The following is a 17,388-nucleotide window of genomic DNA, read 5'->3' as shown; positions in this document are numbered from 1 at the left end:
CCGTCACGCGTCGGCGCGGGGCGTGCGGCTCCAGACCGCGAACCCCATGCCGGCAAGCGCCAGCAGCACGCCGAACAAGGCGCTGGTCATCGTGCCCTGCACCAGATCGGTCGGGCTGGTAGCAATGCTGCGCACCGACACGAACAGCAGCGGGGTGGCGACCATCATCACCGTCGACCACACCGCCCAGAAACGCGAGCGCTGCTCGGTGCCGCAAAGTTCGGCCAGCAGGATCGACAAGGGACGCCACAGGACGACGGCGGCAAGAATCGCGATCAATGCGGTCAATGCATAGGTCAGCAGCAAGGCTGCGATCGGTAGCAACATGGACAGTCTCCCTTCGAGCGCCGTGCGACAATCGCCCGGCTCGGGAGGTGCTATGCGAATGGCATGCCAGTTGCGGAGAATGGCGAAAATGCGCGCTTCCCGACGGAACAGATACGCGTAGATGTTAACGCAGTGAACGGAATGCCCTGCTATGCTGTCAACGATGGATACGGCTGTCGGCCTTTTCGCCTATATCGGCGCGTTGTCGCTGACCGCGCTTGCCAGTGCGCTCCTCGCGGCGTTTGTCGCCTTGCGCGCCAGAGCACTGCCGGGATCGACACTGCTCTCGATCTTCCTCGGTGGCGTTGCCTTGTGGAGCGTCGCGCAGGCGCTGCCCCCGATCCTCGGTCCCAACGCGTCGCCGGTTACGACGATGCTGATCGCGCTGTCGCCGCTGCCGGCCGCGGCGTTCGTTCATCTCGTCTTCGCCTTTGCCCTATGCGGCGCGCTGCGGCCGGTGGCGATCGCCAGCTATGCGATCGCGGCCTTCGCCGCGCTGGTCGGTCTCGTCTTCGGCGTCGGCGAGGTGGTGCCGTGGCGCGGCTTTCCGGGCATGTTCATACCTTCGCCAGTAGGCTGGGGCGTACTGATGGTGGCAGCGCTGCTGTCGATCGCCGGTCATCTGCGGCTCGCGCGAACCTGGCGCGAACAACTTGGGCAGCACCAGCGTCAGGCCGGCGCGGTGTTCGTCTCCAGCCTGATCGGCCTCATCGCACTGACCGGCTTCGCCTTCCCTGCGCTCGGCATCGACGCCTATCCCTGGCCAATCCTGTTGCTGCCGCTTTATTCGGTGGCACTGGTCTACGGCATCCTGCGGCACCGCTTCATGGCCGCGGACGTGTGGGCGCGGCGCGGCTTGGTCTGGCTGCTGCTGGTGGCAGGAGCGGGCGCGGCGAGCGCGCTGATCGCTTCGCTGCCGCTCGCGCTTGCCGGTCGTCCCGCGGGTCTGTTCGCAACCTGGGCGGCGCTTGCGGCAACACTTGCGCTCGGGTTGGTGATCCTGGCGCCGTTGAAGCGCCTTGTGGATCGCCTCGTCTTCCCCGGCGGGCGGATCAGCGAGGAAGACGTCGCGCAGTGGCGCGACCAACTGGCGGCTGCGGCGGACGAGACGACGCTGGCTGATACCGCACGCGCCTTGCTGACACGGCGGTTGAGCCTGCCCGGCGATGGTCCAACGCTCACCGTCGCCGGAGAAGCGGTGACGCTGGTCGGCTGGGACGAGGCCCCACCCGCTACCCGCCACGTCGCCGAGCGCTTCGCGATCATCGTCGCAGAGAGTGCGCGCCGCCTCGCTGCCGCGCACTTGCTGGTCGAGGCGGAACGCGAGGCACGCCTCGCCGAGATCGGCGCGCTGGCGGCCACGATCGCGCACGACCTGCGCAACCCGCTCGGCATCGTTCAAATGGCCGCGACCGGCGCCCCGGCCGAGGTTCGGGCGGAGATTGGTGAACAGGTCGCGCGCATGAACCACCTCGTCACCGACATCCTCGACTATGCGCGCGCCTGGACCATCGCGCCGCAGCCGGTGCGCGTGTCGGATCTGGTCGCAGCGTTCGGGATCGATACCTACGTCCCCGACGACCTGACACTCTTCGCCGACCGGCAGGCACTGATGCGCGTGTTGACCAACCTCGTCGACAATGCCCGCGCGCTCGGCACACGGGTCGCGATATTCGCGGAACCTGGGCCAACGATCATCCTCGATGTGTGCGACAACGGCCCTGGCATCGCGCCGGAGATTGCCGACAGCCTGTTCCGTCCGTTCGTGTCACGACGCCCCGGGGGCACCGGACTTGGCCTCGCGATCGTCCGCCGCATCATGGAAGCGCATGACGGCACCGTCACGCTTGCCCATCGTGGCGGATGGTCCACCTGTTTCCGTCTCACCTTCGGAGCAACGCCATGATCCTGCTTGCCGACGATGAACCGGCGTTCCAGCGACTGACCGGCGCCTGGCTGCGTGGCTTGGGTCATAAGGTCGAGGTGGTGGGCGATGGCGATGCCGCGCGTGCGGCCTTCGCGGCCAAGCCTTTCGACCTTGTTCTGCTCGATCTCGCCATGCCGCCGCACCATGATCCGGAGGCCGGACTGGCGCTGATCGCGGCCTTCGCGCCGGCACCCGTGGTGGTGATGACTGGCCATGCTGATCATGCACTGGCGTTGAAGGCGGTCGAGGCAGGCGCATGGGACTTCCTCGCGAAGCCGGTCGATCCCGACCTGTTGCGCGTGGTCGTCGCCCGTGCGCTCGAACGCGCGCGGCTGGCGCGAGAGGTGACGATGCTCAAGGCGCAGGCTGGCGGCGATGAGGATATGGGTCTGGTCGGCGCGTCGTCCGCAATGACGGCGTTGCGCGATCTGATCCGCCGCGTCGCGCCGACGCGGTTGCCCGCACTGGTGCTCGGGCCGAGCGGCACAGGCAAGGAACTGGTCGCACGGGCAATTCATGCCATGTCACCACGTGCTGCCCGGCCACTGGTGCCGATCCATTGCGGCGCGGTGCCAGCCGAGCTTCTGGAAAGCGAGCTGTTCGGCCATCTGAAGGGCAGCTTCACCGGGGCGGCCAGCGATCGTCCCGGCCTGATCGAGACCGCGGACGGCGGCACGTTGTTTCTTGACGAGATCGGCGAGATGCCGGCCGCGATGCAGGTGAAGCTGCTGCGCTTCCTTGCCGATGGCAGCTACCAGCCGGTCGGCGCGCGCGCACCGCGCATGGCCGACGTCCGCATCGTCGCTGCCACCCATCGCGACCTCACCGCTGCGGTGGCGGACGGCAGCTTCCGTGAGGACCTATTCTACCGCCTGAAGGGCGTCGTCCTGCGAACGCCATCGCTCGACGACCGCATGAGCGACGTGCCGCTGCTGGCTTGCATTTTCCTGCGTCGGGCAAGCGAGGGTCGCGGAAGCTTCGCTCCCGATGCACTTGACTGGCTGGCGGCACGCCACTGGCCGGGTAACGTCCGTGAACTGCGCGCCGCCGTCGAGTGCGCCGCGGCGCTAGCCGTGCCCGCAGCGGCCGGCGTAGTGGTCGGTGCAGCCGATCTTGCCTTTGCCGTCGGTGACGTGCCCGCGGCACCGATCCACACCGTCTTCGGAACGCTGGACGAAGAGGTCACCGCGCTCGAACACCGTCGCATCGTCGAGGCACTCGCGCGCACCGGCCACAACCACACACACACCGCCCGCGAACTCGGGCTGTCGCGGGTCGGCCTGCTCAAGAAGATGGACCGGATGGGACTACGCTGACTGCGGCGCAATGGCTGCTTGGCGACCGCGGCTATGATCCGAATTGATTCAGGGACGCGCTAGAAGCCAAGAGCATCCGGCCATGCATCCTAGGTCGGAGATCGCGCAACGAGCCAGTGAAGCACGGCTAAAGGCACCACCGAGGGCGCAGCCGCATCGAGATCATGTTCGGCCGTCTGAAGGACTAGCGCCGCGTTGCAACGCGCTACGACCGGTGCCCCAACGGTCTTCTTCTCCGCCGTTTTCCTCGCTGCGACCGTCATCTTCTGGTTATGATCGATGAATTTTGGCCTTAAGCGCACCCCTACCACATGATGCGTCCAAAGCAGCCAGCGCCCTCGGTATACCGATCATATCCGGGGTTTCACCTGCCTGGGATCGACAACCAATGGTCCGGGTGATGATACCGGCGACATCGTGGATGGACGGTGATAGATGCCCTCTGTTGAAGGTCGTTCCATGGCCACCACGATGGGCGTGAGCACGCCAAACTGAGCTGCTGCCGGTTTCGTGGACACCGAGATAAGGTGTTTTTGGAACCGGAGGATGGAGATGCAACGACGGAAGTTCAGCCGCGAGTTCAAGCTCGAGGCGGTGAAGCTGGTGCGGGAACGCGGGGTGTCGGTATCGCAGGCGGCGCGATCTGGACCTGCACGAGAACGTGCTGCGCAAGTGGGTGCGCGAACAGACGGCTGACCCAGGATCGGCGTTTCCCGGACACGGCGTGCTGAAGCCCGAGCAGCAGGAGATTGAGCGGCTGCGCCGCGAGTTGGCTAGAATGAAGGCCGAGCGCGACATCCTAAAAAAAGCGGCGGCCTACTTCGCCAGGGACTCGATATGAGGTTCGAGTTCATCGCGAAGCACCGAGGGATCTGGCCGGTGTCGAAAAAGCGGCGGCCTACTTCGCCAGGGACTCGATATGAGGTTCGAGTTCATCGCGAAGCACCGAGGGATCTGGCCGGTGTCGTGGATCTGCGAAGCGCTCGGTGTTTCTTGGCAAGCGGCTTTCACGCCTGGCTGGTTCGTGCGCCCAGTGCCCGCGCCCATAGTGATGAGGAGTTCGGCACCAGAGTCCGCGCGAGCTTCATCTCCAGCTATCGCACCTACGGCGCGCGGCGCGTCTGGCACGACCTTCTGGCCGAAGGCCTGTCATGTGGTCTGCATCGCATCGAACGGCTGATGCGTGTCCATGGCCTGAGGGCCCGTCCGCGACGTCGTGGCCTGCCCAAGGACGACGGCCTGCGGTCGGTCATCGCCGACAACATCCTCGACCGCCAGTTCACCGCCGAGGCGCCCAACCAGAGGTGGATCGCCGACTTCACCTACATCTGGACGGCCGAAGGGTGGCTCTACGTCGCTGTCGTCATCGACCTGTTCTCGCGCCGCGTGGTCGGATGGTCGATGAGCGACACCATGACCGCCCAGCTCGTGACCGATGCGCTGATGATGGCGATCTGGCGACGCGGAAAGCCCGACGCCCTGCTGCATCACTCGGACCAGGGCAGCCAATACACGAGCGAGCAGTTCCAGCGGTTGATGGCCGACAATGGCGTCACCTGCTCGATGAGCCGGTCGGGCAACGTCTGGGACAACGCAGCGATGGAGAGCTTCTTCTCGTCGATGAAGACCGAACGGATCGGCCGGAAGACATATCGAACGCGCAATCATGCGAAGGCAGACGTGTTCGATTACATCGAGCGCTTCTACAACCCGACGCGCCGGCACTCGACCCTGGGCTATCTCAGCCCCATGGACTTCGAGCGGCAAGCGCATGTAGCCTAACTAGGTGTCCATGGGACCGGCAGCAGCTCAGATGTCCTGCTGGAGCGATGGTCCGACGAGGTGCGCAAATCACCCGGCTGGGTGCAGAAGCCATTAGCGTGCGACTTCATCGCCTATGCTCACGCGCCGGCAGCTACGTGCGTGTTGCTCCCGGTGCCGTCGCTGCAACGGGCTTGGCGTCAACACGGTCGGCAGTGGATAGGGCTATACGGCCTGCGCCGAGCTCAGAATGCAGGTTGGACGTCGGTTAGTGTGCCCGTACCACGCAGCATTCTGATGCAAGCAATTGTCGAGGCTATGTTCGTCACCTAAGCGTGAGCTTTATTACAATTGGCTTTGCCAATCTTGCAATGCACCGGCTCTAATATCACTCTCTCTCCTGACGATTCGGGGGAGAACAGGAATGCGCTGGCTTATAGGTTCTATTCTGATACCCAGCCTTTGCCTAACGGGTTGCTACTCAATAGAGGGGCCGCCCCAGATAATCACTGGGAATGGTGTCGTAAATCAAAAAGGTGCAGTTCAGTCTAAAACCGAAAATCTCGTTAATAACTTTCGATACTCCGTTGACGGCGCAGTGAAGTCAAACGATGGCGCGCCCCTCATGGTCGATAGTGGCGTCTTGCTGGTCAGATCAAATTGCAACGATTTTTTCCGCCAGATGGGCTCTATCCAGCGCGGATCTCAGATTAGTCGTGATCTTATTACGCCCATAATAGCCGTTTTAAGTGGCGTGGTAGCACTAAAAGGATTCTCGGGCGCGCGCAGCGATCGATACCTGCAAGGCCTTTCTCTCGGATCAACAGCTGCGCTGGCTGGGATAGATGTAGTGGACCGGCATTTCTTGTTCGGCGCGGAGAATATTCACTCAGTCCGGCAGCTTACGTTCCGTGCTTTAGATGCGCACCGTCGCGGTCTATTGCAGTCTCATTTGAGCTCATTTGAAAACTCGGTAATGTATTTAATCGACCATCAAGTTATATGTACGCCCGCCAGCATTCTTGACCTAACAAAGAGAGCAATAGCTGCTGGGGAAGTTGCTCCTCGTAAGGATCAATCCGTCGTCGATACTGATGATAAAGCTTTGAGGATGTTGGGCATGGAGCTTGGGCTTCCTGGGCCAGCTTCTCCCGACCAGGCAGGTGCCTTGTACTGGCTATTTAAGGGCAATCCGACGGCCGATGATTTGGCCAATATAGCGAACAAGCTAGGGTCTAATTCTGTAGCGGTGCTAAGCAAGGATCCGGTAACGCTTGCAAATGCTCCTTTGCCGTCAACAGACAGCAAGAGAAAAGCCATTTTGGAAGCATTGAATGAGCTTAGCGTTGAAACGAGAGGATTATTCTCCGCTGATATTCTGAAGCCCGTAGATAAACGGCCGCCTGAGTTTACGCTGGCTCCGTCTTTGTCATCGAGGGTTGAACTGGATGTGCGCTAGCTGCGTGGGTATCAATTAAGGGTTTTCATACCTTAGGTTTTGGTGAATGGGAGGACGCAAATGAACCGTGAAGATTTCAAAAGTGCTTGTAAAGCGGAGCTTGGAAAACCGTATATTTGGGGAAAGGATGGACCTGATTCTTACGATTGCTCGGGCTTCGCTCAATGGGCGCTTGGTAAGCTCGGCCTTGATAAAAGAGGCGATCAGTCCGCGAATGGGCTATATCAGCATTTTTCAGACAAGAAGTATGGCACAATCGTCGTTGCTCGGAAAGATGCCGACGTCGGTGACGTAGTGTTTTATGGGCGAAAAGGTCGTGCCACTCACGTCGCAATCGGCTGGGGAAGCGGGCTAATGATCGAGGCAGGCGGCGGTGGCAGTAAAATGAAAACCATCGATCAGGCAAGGGCGGCAAAAGCTTGCGTAAGGGTAAGGCCGATTACAAGGCGTAAAGACGTAATGGCGATCATCCGACCGAATAGCCTGCCTTGGTAGGTGAATTTTGCAACATATAACTTTGATCGTTGCGCTTTGGCGTCAAAGCACCTTCCGTTGCATATTGCCACCACCGCGTTCTTAGCTGCGTGACGATGCTGTGGAATGCAGTTTCTTAGTGCAAATGCTGTTGTTTATTCGAGGAGATTTAAGATGGATTTTCAACCAGATGGATGGCTAAAATCGATTGACTCAAAAGGGGACGATGCCATCAAGGCTGGCTCCGAGCTCGCCAGGGAGCAGCTGAGGGCGATCAAGAGTCTGCGATTTGGTCTGTACTTGATTGCCGCGTTTTTTGTGATTGTGGCGGCCTTCCTGGCGGTATTTGCCCCAACCGGCAGGGAAGATATCACGAAGGCGATTGTGGCTGTCTTGGGGATATTAGCGCTAGGGTGTGTAGGTTATAGTCACTTTGCATTCAGTGGGTTTGGAGTTCGAGCTTCCGCAAAAAAGCGGGGCTAGTAAAATCACCATCCCGCGTCGATGGCATCCGCTTCCATAGTGCTGTCCGGGACGGACTGCTTCCGCCCGTGCGCAGCACATCTTTTATCTGCATGGCTCGGTCCGGCTCGTCTTCCATGATCAGGACGTGCCACATATCTCGCATCCTCCAAGCAGGAAATATGAGGCCGGGAGGCTTCTCGATGCAAAGGCGGCATAAAGCCGCGTGCCAGTGCACGAGGTGCCTATATGTGCGCCATTGCGGCGGCCAAGGCCAAGAGGTGATGATTAGCCCATATAGCTTCGCCTGTCGGCTTTTCTTGCCTTCTTGCCCATGCTCTGAAAGTCCAGAGGGACGCGCTTCATATCGGCGTCTTCGGATAAGTTGAACGGCATAGTGAAGCACTCGCGTGGCTTCATAGCCGTGAGTTGCGCTTCTATACGTCGCCACCAAATTAGCAGATGACCCGCCTGCAACGCCCGTTTGGCATTCGCCCAATGCGATGGAAGATGGATGACCCGCACGCCTGTGCGCTGAACCGCAAGCACTTGGGGCGGCAGCTTAAAAAAATCGGTGTCGGCAGTCAGGATTGCTTCCCCACCGTCGTTTGCGAAAGCTGTAATCCAGTGAACGTCCGTGGCCCCTGCGAAGCCGGCGTTCAGTACCGAAGTAAGCTCGAATCCTTCGCCCAGGGCGATGTCGCTCACCGCCTGAACAATCGCTGGTGCGATGTGCTCGTCTGCTCGGATCCTCAACTGCCTATCGTTATCTCATACTCGACAGCCGATCGCACGGCGTCTTGCCCAATGCCGTAAGCTTGGGCAACCCGCCCGATATTGCCACCCTCTGCTCGCCACATCCTATGCAATGCAGCAGTAGGGATCCGCTCTAGGGCCAACGCGGGCTTACCGAACGCTACAGCTGGATCGATGCTTATGCCGGGGAACTCGCTTGGTAGCGGAAACCACCGCGTCGCAAGATCAGACGCGGGGTCAAAATCGACCCCCTTCGCGATCGTTGACTCGATTACATCCCACATTTCGTGCTGCCCGGAGACCATGTCCCAGGTCACCCGGTCTTTGTCCTCGTCTGCGACCTGCGCAAAAACGTGGCGACGATCGGTGAGATACTTAGCTTTAGACAGGGCGAACGGATGGGTCGTTTTCCAATCCTCGCGAGCTCGCGCCGCAGCCCGCCGTAGCGTTTGCATGGGCACGCCCTGCTTGCGGAAAGCTTCGATGAACCGTACCTCGATTAAATCGAGAAAACTGATCGTCCGGTCGCCTTTGAAATCACGGTCGATGATGGGACCGGCCCCATTGTTACCCCAGCCGTTGAGCCAACCTCGGAGCTTTGGAGAAGCGACCTGAAGCAGGCGCGCCACATCGTCCGGGCTGTAAAAGCCGGCAAGCAGCGGGTCCGCTTTTATTCGCTTGTGCTCCACTGAGCCTCCGATTGCGGTAAACTGCTCAATCGAGCACTGCCCCCCCCGCCGTCAAGGGCCGGCCTGCACAGCTAACGCTTTGACGCTCGCCACGGTGATGCGCACGCCACCATCAATCTTAACACGCTCCAGTCGGCCGGCGTTGATCAGCTCATTGACCTTCGTGCGACCGAAGCCCAACGCTGCCTCCACCTGCCTCACTGTGGCGAGGAGCGCGCCGTTAGGGATGGCAGATGAATCTGGTTGACGCTTCGGCGACTCCGCAGATTGAAGTTCAGGCACAAGCTCGACGCCCACGACTGATGCCTTCTTCGCCGCCGCAGGCTTCGGGACACCGCCCTGCTGGTGCTCTATCAGCCGTTGCAGATCCTTGTCGTTGAACCCGATGCCCGTGATGATAGCCGCCGGCATACCCCCGATCAGATCGGCACCGGCTAGCCACACGGCCCCACCGATCCATGCGGCGTCCTCGACGCCATCGCCGACGATCCGCTGCCATAGCCCCGTCGGTATCGCGCCGCCCCGCACGCACGTCCTGCGGCCAGCCGGTTCGATCGTCTCCAGGACCAGCGCGTAGGACTTCACCAACCCGGCAGCGGCGAAGTCGCGGATGAGTTGAGCTGCATTCGAGATGCCGGCCGCTTCGACGAGCTGTATCGCTTTCGCTGGAGGCACGGGATGGAAGGCGGTCAACGTCGATCTCCTGGCTGCCGAAACCGACTGCACCAAGAAGCATGAAAAAGACCTATACGGCGAGTCGCATAAGCCGCCGTTGTTCGCGGTTGTTCGGAGCAAGCCGCGCCCACATGAGGGAACGCATGTGGGCTCTCGCAGCAGGCGCCTCCCGCCAACTTACCGTAAAATCACAAAAATGTTGAAGGTGGGTGGTGCCGCTTACAGGACTCGAACCTGAGCGACAAAAACCGCAGAAAACCGTCACTTTTCTTGTAACGCCTGCACCATTTGGTACAGTCAGATGTAGCAGTTAAGCTTGGTTTAGCAAGTCGCGTCGGTGCAGCAGAGGAAGCCTTTCCACATACCCCCGCGACCACACACCATCGCGCAACTAAACTCTCGACCTAATCTCTAGAATTCTAAATATTGATAAAACAGACGCCAAGATTAACACAACACCATAGAGCGTAAAAAAAAGTCCCGTAAATGAGATAATGATGTTTGCCCAAATTCCAGCATTCTCCAAGCAAGATAAAAATGGAAAGGGCTTAGACGGAAAAATAATTGCAATCACAAGCGCAGTGATTTGGATCAATACGGCGTGGCTTATAGAGCTTGCGAGAACAAGTAGTGGAGAACGCCCTCCAAGCTCGGGATCGGGAGCGCGAAGAGCCTGCCGAGCTCGTTCGTCAAGAACCGCGAAGAATATCGCATACGCCGCGATTGAGAAGCCTGCCAATGTAGGCAAAATACTTCTTGCGATTTCGGCCCATTTTTCTTCCGCCCCCAACCGCCACGACAATGCGGTTAAGATGGCCGTCAGCCACAAGTACTCAGACGCCAAGAATGACCGAACACCGCCGTAGCTTCTGTAAAGCAAGCTTAAGGATTCACGAAGACCCGTGTGCCCATCATCCACGGAGAGCCACCCTCATAGCGTGAATTCTTGAGAATAAAGACTTGGCCACCCGAACAAATATTGGAAGTCCCGGCTCGTCGGATTTGAACGTCGTTGTTTCTATAAGCGGCCTATCGTTTGTATCGGTGTCAGTCATCACACCATTTACCAGACTACGCCCTTTTACTTGCCCATTCTCACCCGCAACAAGCGCGAGCTCACGCGTTCTCTCAGAAGGACTCAAGTTATGAGACCCTTTAGCTTTGTAAACCTCTTCATATTCATCGCCGCCGTTTTCTTTCAGACGCTCCTCAATGATACGCGCAAGCCTCCCACCCACATCATCGCTATTTGGACGCCTGATGGTTAGGCGGAGCTCTTTTAGATCAGGGAGCGAGAGAATTCGCTCAATCTCACCGTAGCTCTTAACGGCGTCACTCTCCACTCGCCCAAATCTACTGACAATGCTCGGCGACTTCAAAGCCTCAGAGAAGTATCGCTCCACCGACCTAGCACTTAGTCCTTTACTGTCAGCGTACGCTTCAAAAGCAATGACATGTAGGTCCGGCTCCAGAGCAAAAAAGAATTGCGACAGATTAGGCTTTAAATTTGCCGGTATTCTTACCTCCTCAAGCATCTCGGAACTGGCGGCGTCAAAGTCGTCCAAATCGAACCATTGACCATCCACATCAATTTCGGTATACTTAGAGAATACCCCAATCCTTTCCTGCTCGCTCCAATAACTGATAGCGAGAAAGGTTTCCCCTCGTATTTTAACGCCTTTTCTAAGGTCAGCCAGCTCAGTGATTAACGCGGTATAATCACGATCATGACTCTCAGGTATTCTGATATTTATACCTGCCACTTCAATTTTGGGGTCTCGAGCCACACGCACCTCTCCACAGTTGCGAAACCATACCACGGCATGATCAAGGCCAAAAGTCACTTCTATTCAAAGGGGGGGGGGGGCTCCCACCCCCTCCCCATTCACGCTCAAATATCGTTCGGCTTCTCCACCCAGCCGCGCGGCGCGCTTGCATCAGCGGAGTACGCATCTCTAATCTGCCCCGGCGACATGCCCGCGTATGGCGACGGCTTGCTGTACGTTGGCAACAGGGCTGCATCCCATCGCGCCGCCACACCCGGCGTTCGATACCCCGTGATGCTGCCTTCAGCGCCCGCCTGATTAGCGAAGGCCGGTGCCGGTGTAGTCCGCGTGGCCGTCTGCGGAACGGCCTTCCCAGCCGTCCCAGACGCGAACGCGAAGGTCTGCGGCGCGGGCGCTGGCGACGCCAGAGCGGCACCGGCTTCAACCGCGCGGCCGCCCGCCAGGCCCGGCATCCCCATCCCGGCCCAATCCACTCGCCCGGCACCGGCATCTTCCACCGACAACTCGCCGGATCGAACGGCCATGGCCGTCAAATCCGCGCGCATCATCGGCTCCAGCGCGTCCATGGCAGTCTCATCCCTGTTCGTGATGTACGCGCTCAAGGCATGTTCGTACTTCGCCACCGTGGCGGCGTCGCTCTGGTCGATCAGCTTCGTCACCCGCTCAAGAGTGGGCTTCATAGCTGGTGAGCCGCGCAGGAACGCGCCCACGGCGGCTTCATAGGCGGGTGCTGCGGGTTGCCCGCGCCGCATCGCGTTCTCTGCCTGCCGTTCGATGCCGCCCACGTCGTAGCCGCCCTTGTGCAGGATGGTGAGTACCGCTTTGATCTTCGTGCCGACACGGCCTTGCAGCGCGCTCAAGCGACCAACCCCGCTTCAACAAGGTTGCGCTCGTATAGCGCCGCCTGATGGCAACTGCGGATCATGTGATCCTTGAGGGTGCCGCCTGCGGCAAGCCATTCCTCCCGAGCCTTGTCCGCAAGCGCGTCAACGTCGGCACGCTCATCATCGGACAGGAAGTGCGCAGCATGCCCATCAAACCACGGCTCGCGGCAAGCCGGGTTATTGTAGCGTCGCTGATCCAGCACGCCCCTCAGCCGGACAGCCGTGGCGGTGGCGTTGATGTCGCCGGTCAACGCCCCTTCCGCCTTTCCGCCATGCAGCCATGCTGACACACACACCCACATAGACGCCACAATGTGCGGTTCCACGTACTTGCCCATACGGGCGCGAAGTTCATTTACAGTAGTTGCCCACCCACCCTCGGGCGGATGGAACGGAAATAGGTCAGATACAAAGCCCGTCAACGGGCGTTCCTTTCGATGTAACGAATAGCGCTCAAGACACGCTTGTGTTGGTTGGCAATAACTTGCGGCGTGAGGAAGCGGCGACAAGAACGCTGCCAATTATCAATGATGTCGCTGGCGACTGAGCGTATGTACGCTTGGTCTTCCTCTGCGAACTTCGGTGGCAGCGAGGTCCAAGGCCGTCCATTTGACGACGGGAACTTAAGCCGCACCCGATCATCGTCTTGGCACAGGCGCGCAACCTCATACGAGAAGTCGGCCCCGTGCGTAAGCTTGGCGTGATCCCACTCCACATTGATCCATTTCAGGACCATGCACCAAGTAAGGTCGATCAGAACGGCATCGCCGTGTTTCCCGCAGGCGGCGTGCAACTCATCAAGGTTGGCGGCCCAAACATAATTTGGCTTTCTCTCCACAGGTCGTGGAGTGGGGCGAAGCGCTTCGAGATTGTGGTCCTGACGGGGTGCGAAGCTCCGCAAACGCTTTAGTTCTCCGGTCGCACGACCGGGCATGTAGTGCAAGATTGTAGTCCTTATAGGGTTGCTTTGCCGCCAGCGGCGAATTCAAGGTTTATGCGTTTAAGACGCTGCCAACCCGTCTCGCCGTTCACACGACGATGCGGATTTAGGCCGCGCGCTACCGCTGCCTTCGCCTGAACTTGCGCCGGACTAGGTTGACTTGCGCTCACGTTGGAACTGATCCGCTCGCGTGCAGCGGCTTTGAAGTCCGGCACGCCGATCAGGACGTTGCGGCGCTCGCCGTCTTTGCCATGCGCGACGATGTGGAAGGCAACATCGCCGTTCGGCTTGTTGACGTAGTTGATGTCGAGCGCGGCATCCATGCCGGACGCAAATCCGGCTGCCTTGAGGCGCTTGTCCACAAGGCTGGTGAACACCTTGTCGGCTTCGTCCTGTTGCAGACCCAGCAATGCGCGGAATGGCTTTGTACCGGGCGCGGCACGCCAAGCCTCACCGCCTGCGGTTTGGATGCTGCCATCGGAGATATCCGGTAGCCATCAGACGCGCGGCTCCCGGTAAAGGTATTGGGTCATATGTTCCTTTGAGTTGGTAGGCTCACGTCGGCTCGCGACGGGAACTAATTTCAGGCTGTGGAGTGCAGGCAGCCTCAAGAGCTGCGCGCACCCGATTGGCGATGGCTTCGCGGGCATCGTCGCCGTAGCGCTCCTCCCATGTCAGGGGGATGCGGCGGGCGACTTGGCGTAGGTACCCGCGTACAGCTTCTATGCCGATAGCGAGCATCGGCGACCCTGCTTTCTGCCACCGCGCGAATACCGTGAGCGCCCGTTGCTTATCCGATCTACGCGCCGCGATGGTCGTAGCGACCGAAATTGGTATGGGACGCCCTCTGAGAGCCGCAGCACTTGCCAGTACATTCGCGTAGCGGGCGACTTGCCGGGATACTTCCCGCATATCAGTAGGTCCATGGCGACATCGCCACGGGCGCTGCGTCGTGATCCACTTAGATGCAGCGATCCACTGAGCAAGCTCAACGGCTGGTGCGGCGAAGGAACCTGCCGACAAGGCAAGCTCCTCCAGCGTGGCCGCTGCCCCGGTGCGCGCAGGACGAACAAAGGTCCGATCCTCTTTGGCCCATGCGCCCCACTGCTCTGCGGTTCGGGGTGCGGTCATCGCTTTAGATTGACACGAAGCCGCGTGACCGAGACACGAAGTACCGGTGCATCGCCAACTCGGGGTCTTCCGGGGCCAAGTCCATAATCAGGGATGGGATGGCCTCGCGGCGGAACTCCATCAAGTACGCGTAGATGTCCTCGCTCAGAGAGGTAAAACCTACAGCCCGCTTTGCCGTCCAGCGGCTTTCGCGCGTCTCGTGGTCATACGAAGGCTGTTCCCACGAGATTGTGAACGTAGCGCTGAGAACGCCACTGGCGCGGTCCGGCATGGTGGTTGTGATAGCCAAGTTCCGTATCGCCGCCTTGCGCTTACGCTTATCCTCAGCCGCTTCCTTGGCGACAACCTTCTCTAGGTCGCGGGTGTATTGGGCTTCGGTAGCTTCTAGCTGGGCTAGCAAGGCTTCGCTGGCCATCAGGCGCTTGTAAAGCTCAAGGTCGGCCCGCGCAGCGGCAAGGGCTTGGTGATTGTCGATGATGCCGATGCGGAGGATTTCCGAAGGGCGCAGTGTGTCAGTCATTATGGTCCAGTTGAATTGAAGGTTGGGGTTAGGGACGTTCGGCGCGGGCCGCTGCTACGGTTTCAGCCGAAGCGTTAGGCTTGCGCGGAGCTAAGGTTGTTGCGAGGGGTTCGGGGTTGTCAGCGCGGTACGCGGTCAACACGGCTCGCGCCGGGCTGGGACCACGTTCCCGTCTATGCGCGTACTCAGGCACGGGTAGCTTGAGCATTTCAAGCGCGTACCTAAGTCCAATGACAATCCTTCGATCAGCCCGAGTGAAATACTGGCGCGCCGCCTCGCTGTTAAGCGCGTCGTCACTGACGTTGTATGTAGCCATGGCTACTCCGGTTTAGGGTGGTGGTTTTACGCGGGAGCTAAGTCCCGATGTATTCAGAGAGATAGCCCGTGCGCGTATACTCACAGGAAAGGCCGCGAAAACGGGCGCGATCAAGCTAAGCTGGCCAGAGCCATCGCCTTGTCGCCCCGGCGTTTGGCCTTGTGGAAGCTGCCGCCGTCCGGAACAGGAACCGCTTGATCTGGGCACCGGCTTCAATCCGGGCAGCCTTGCAAGTCAGCAAGTCCGCTACTCGGCGACTATCACCAGCCCTGACAATGACGCGAGATACCATATATGCTCGTCCAAACCAAATGATGGGCCCGGCTGCACTGGCACGGATTGACGACGCTTCGCGAACTTCACGGTCTAAGACACATCCACCTCCTACTTAATGCGATCGCGGTTAGATCAGGTGAAGTCAGGTCGTAAGGTGCAGGAGGTTAAATCCGATGACTATGCATCGCCTATTTTGCAAAAACGTCTCGGATAAGCCCATATTCATGCTTATGCTACAGCTAATGGTAGGCATATTCATGTCTTAGCTGCAAGCAGCACTATCAATCCGGCCTAATCCTTAGCCTCACTATTATGGAACCTAGAGAGCTATGTCGGTGATGCTGTCCGGCCTCCTCCCGTATCCACTAGCGAAGCTGGGCTAATTCAGACTGCAATAGATATGAGAGAGCCGGTGCTAACTGCATGGAACTGTCAAGCTTACGCGGTTGATAGCTGCCGGTGACGCCAGCCGCTAAGCGCGGCCCTCCTCGTGGCGTTCATGCCCGTTGCCGAGCCATTGGAAGGAGTGTTTTCCTGTCCGGAGACGGCATCAATTCAACCGTCGAAAACGACCAATGTTTTCAGTAGCTTACAAAGTGGTTTAGTCGCACAGTACACATGCTCTAGTCGGGTCGGCTGGGAAGGGCGCAGGGGAGGATCGTTCGTGCGACGCCACCTGCGCACCCGTCTAGCCAGAACGCTTCTCAGCGCCCTTCTCTGGGCATTCTAGAGGGGCGTGTGGGACAACCTGAGCAGACGCGCGAGGGTGGCGTCGCTTGGTCGAGTGTCGTCCTGGGGGATTGTTGCAGTCGCACAGCCAGCCGCAGTCTCGATCTCGCCCGCCTTCTCATATTCGTCCACGGCGTCGGGCCGGACGCGAATGAGCTTTCCACCCAGCCGGAACGCGCGAAGCCGACCGGCCTTTATCTGGTCGTAGACGAAAGTGTCGCTGGTGCCCCATCGCTCGGCGAGGTTCGCGACGGTGTATGCGTGCGGCATCGTCATGCTTCGTTCTCCGCGCAATAGCGAGACACGGATGCCTTGCTGATGTTGAAGTGGTCCATAGTCTGCCGGATGGTCGCGCCGTTCTCGCGCCGCCATGCTGCAACAGCTTTCGCATCGGCGGCGAAAGGACGGCCCAAGCTGGCCTTGCCGCGATGCGTCAGCCCCGTGCTGTCTAGCGAAGCGCGAGCAGCTACCCGGCCACTGTCGCACCGTTCCTTGATCCGCTGGCGTTCCATGTCAGCCATCTGGGCGAGCACGGCCACGATCAACTCCCCCACGCCACGGCCAATTGGCCCCAGCCCCTTCACGTCCAGCGTCACGCCCCGGTCTAGCAGCTTCCGCACTGTGGCCTGTACGTCCAAAGCATCGCGCCCAAGCCGGTCCAAGGCATAGACGTAGAGCGTGTCACCCTCCCGAATGTAGTCGAGCAGCTTGGCGAAGCCGGGACGATCAGCAGCGAGGATGGCCCCGCTTACGCCTTCATCGGCGAACTCCCGGTCGAAGCCGTCGCCCAACGCCTTGCGCTGGGCTTCAATGCTTTGCGCCTCGGTTGATACGCGGAAGTAGGCAACGCGGCTCATAGTCCAATCCTCACAAGGTACGCCAGATATGTGAGGTAGCATCATAAGCCTGTCAAGTACCTTTTGAGGTAGGCATCGGCACGCCACCTAGCATGGCTCACA

General features: G+C 59.7%; 17 protein-coding genes and 2 pseudogenes. 7 read left to right on the top strand and 12 right to left on the bottom strand.

Annotated features, from left to right (window positions below):
- Positions 1 to 3 precede the first annotated feature (3 nt).
- Positions 4 to 327, bottom strand: coding sequence for a hypothetical protein (locus ASE95_RS10845; protein WP_056635514.1), 324 nt, complete (start codon positions 325 to 327; stop codon positions 4 to 6).
- A 151-nt stretch (positions 328 to 478) separates the two neighbouring features.
- Between ASE95_RS10845 and ASE95_RS10840 the strand changes: the two genes are divergently transcribed.
- The 7 genes and pseudogenes from ASE95_RS10840 to ASE95_RS17660 all read left to right on the top strand — a co-directional run bounded on the left by ASE95_RS10840 (position 479) and on the right by ASE95_RS17660 (position 7,747).
- Positions 479 to 2,233: a sensor histidine kinase gene (locus tag ASE95_RS10840; RefSeq protein WP_082450056.1), complete on the top strand. Its 1,755-nt coding sequence runs from the start codon at positions 479 to 481 to the stop codon at positions 2,231 to 2,233.
- Positions 2,230 to 3,570 carry a sigma-54-dependent transcriptional regulator gene (locus ASE95_RS10835; protein ID WP_056635507.1) on the top strand — a complete coding sequence of 447 codons (1,341 nt, stop codon included), beginning with the start codon at positions 2,230 to 2,232 and terminating at the stop codon, positions 3,568 to 3,570. Before ASE95_RS10840 ends, ASE95_RS10835 begins: the two co-directional genes overlap by 4 nt.
- 2 nt (positions 3,571 to 3,572) lie before the next feature.
- A pseudogene (locus ASE95_RS18290) lies at positions 3,573 to 3,846 on the top strand (transposase); the annotation flags it as partial.
- Positions 3,847 to 4,122: 276 nt separating this feature from the next.
- Positions 4,123 to 5,352 (top strand): annotated as a pseudogene (locus ASE95_RS10825) (IS3 family transposase).
- Between the two features lie 604 nt (positions 5,353 to 5,956).
- Positions 5,957 to 6,790, top strand: coding sequence for a hypothetical protein (locus ASE95_RS17665; protein ID WP_156347978.1), 834 nt, complete (start codon positions 5,957 to 5,959; stop codon positions 6,788 to 6,790).
- A gap of 60 nt (positions 6,791 to 6,850) precedes the next feature.
- On the top strand, positions 6,851 to 7,285 hold the full coding sequence (locus tag ASE95_RS17300) for a C40 family peptidase (protein ID WP_082450055.1): 435 nt from the start codon (positions 6,851 to 6,853) through the stop codon (positions 7,283 to 7,285).
- A gap of 105 nt (positions 7,286 to 7,390) precedes the next feature.
- Positions 7,391 to 7,747 carry a hypothetical protein gene (locus ASE95_RS17660; RefSeq protein WP_156347977.1) on the top strand — a complete coding sequence of 119 codons (357 nt, stop codon included), beginning with the start codon at positions 7,391 to 7,393 and terminating at the stop codon, positions 7,745 to 7,747.
- Between the two features lie 267 nt (positions 7,748 to 8,014).
- Here ASE95_RS17660 and ASE95_RS10820 read toward each other — a convergent pair whose 3' ends face one another.
- From ASE95_RS10820 to ASE95_RS10775, 11 genes are all read right to left on the bottom strand, one after another.
- Positions 8,015 to 8,482 (bottom strand): DUF5615 family PIN-like protein, encoded by a 468-nt coding sequence (locus ASE95_RS10820; protein WP_056635505.1) that lies wholly within the window; start codon positions 8,480 to 8,482, stop codon positions 8,015 to 8,017.
- A complete protein-coding gene (locus ASE95_RS10815; RefSeq protein WP_056635502.1) occupies positions 8,479 to 9,171 on the bottom strand; it encodes a DUF433 domain-containing protein in 693 nt (230 codons plus the stop codon). Before ASE95_RS10815 ends, ASE95_RS10820 begins: the two co-directional genes overlap by 4 nt.
- A gap of 51 nt (positions 9,172 to 9,222) precedes the next feature.
- Positions 9,223 to 9,864 carry a helix-turn-helix domain-containing protein gene (locus ASE95_RS10810; protein ID WP_056635499.1) on the bottom strand — a complete coding sequence of 214 codons (642 nt, stop codon included), beginning with the start codon at positions 9,862 to 9,864 and terminating at the stop codon, positions 9,223 to 9,225.
- Between the two features lie 893 nt (positions 9,865 to 10,757).
- Positions 10,758 to 11,690, bottom strand: coding sequence for a DUF4747 family protein (locus ASE95_RS17295; RefSeq protein ID WP_162234678.1), 933 nt, complete (start codon positions 11,688 to 11,690; stop codon positions 10,758 to 10,760).
- Between the two features lie 47 nt (positions 11,691 to 11,737).
- Complete coding sequence (locus ASE95_RS10805) at positions 11,738 to 12,493, bottom strand: hypothetical protein (RefSeq protein WP_056635496.1); 756 nt, start codon at positions 12,491 to 12,493, stop codon at positions 11,738 to 11,740.
- Positions 12,490 to 12,768, bottom strand: a complete 279-nt coding sequence (locus tag ASE95_RS10800) for a hypothetical protein (RefSeq protein ID WP_156347974.1) — start codon at positions 12,766 to 12,768, stop codon at positions 12,490 to 12,492. The genes ASE95_RS10805 and ASE95_RS10800 overlap by 4 nt, the downstream gene beginning before the upstream one ends.
- A 167-nt stretch (positions 12,769 to 12,935) precedes the next feature.
- Positions 12,936 to 13,460 (bottom strand): hypothetical protein, encoded by a 525-nt coding sequence (locus tag ASE95_RS17650; protein WP_156347973.1) that lies wholly within the window; start codon positions 13,458 to 13,460, stop codon positions 12,936 to 12,938.
- An 11-nt stretch (positions 13,461 to 13,471) separates the two neighbouring features.
- Positions 13,472 to 13,867 (bottom strand): hypothetical protein, encoded by a 396-nt coding sequence (locus ASE95_RS10790; protein ID WP_056635488.1) that lies wholly within the window; start codon positions 13,865 to 13,867, stop codon positions 13,472 to 13,474.
- A 725-nt stretch (positions 13,868 to 14,592) separates the two neighbouring features.
- Entirely contained in the window at positions 14,593 to 15,108 is a 516-nt protein-coding gene (locus ASE95_RS10785; protein ID WP_056635486.1) for a hypothetical protein, read from the bottom strand.
- Between the two features lie 1,318 nt (positions 15,109 to 16,426).
- On the bottom strand, positions 16,427 to 16,705 hold the full coding sequence (locus tag ASE95_RS10780) for a helix-turn-helix domain-containing protein (protein ID WP_056635484.1): 279 nt from the start codon (positions 16,703 to 16,705) through the stop codon (positions 16,427 to 16,429).
- Positions 16,702 to 17,286 (bottom strand): recombinase family protein, encoded by a 585-nt coding sequence (locus tag ASE95_RS10775; protein ID WP_056635482.1) that lies wholly within the window; start codon positions 17,284 to 17,286, stop codon positions 16,702 to 16,704. Before ASE95_RS10775 ends, ASE95_RS10780 begins: the two co-directional genes overlap by 4 nt.
- Positions 17,287 to 17,388: the final 102 nt, after the last annotated feature.

The organism is Sphingomonas sp. Leaf231 (assembly GCF_001421995.1).
GTDB lineage: Bacteria > Pseudomonadota > Alphaproteobacteria > Sphingomonadales > Sphingomonadaceae > Sphingomonas.
This window is presented reverse-complemented; position numbering and strand designations above follow the sequence as displayed.

Excerpts from the sequence above, each read along its gene's own strand:
- ASE95_RS10845 (WP_056635514.1), bottom strand. The coding sequence starts at position 327 with ATGTTGCTACCGATCGCAGCCTTGCTGCTGACCTATGCATTGACCGCA.
- ASE95_RS10780 (WP_056635484.1), bottom strand. The coding sequence starts at position 16,705 with ATGACGATGCCGCACGCATACACCGTCGCGAACCTCGCCGAGCGATGG.
- ASE95_RS17660 (WP_156347977.1), top strand. The coding sequence starts at position 7,391 with ATGCAGTTTCTTAGTGCAAATGCTGTTGTTTATTCGAGGAGATTTAAG.
- ASE95_RS10835 (WP_056635507.1), top strand. The coding sequence starts at position 2,230 with ATGATCCTGCTTGCCGACGATGAACCGGCGTTCCAGCGACTGACCGGC.
- ASE95_RS10775 (WP_056635482.1), bottom strand. The coding sequence starts at position 17,286 with ATGAGCCGCGTTGCCTACTTCCGCGTATCAACCGAGGCGCAAAGCATT.
- ASE95_RS10840 (WP_082450056.1), top strand. The coding sequence starts at position 479 with ATGCTGTCAACGATGGATACGGCTGTCGGCCTTTTCGCCTATATCGGC.
- ASE95_RS17300 (WP_082450055.1), top strand. The coding sequence starts at position 6,851 with ATGAACCGTGAAGATTTCAAAAGTGCTTGTAAAGCGGAGCTTGGAAAA.
- ASE95_RS17665 (WP_156347978.1), top strand. The coding sequence starts at position 5,957 with ATGGTCGATAGTGGCGTCTTGCTGGTCAGATCAAATTGCAACGATTTT.
- ASE95_RS10785 (WP_056635486.1), bottom strand. The coding sequence starts at position 15,108 with ATGACTGACACACTGCGCCCTTCGGAAATCCTCCGCATCGGCATCATC.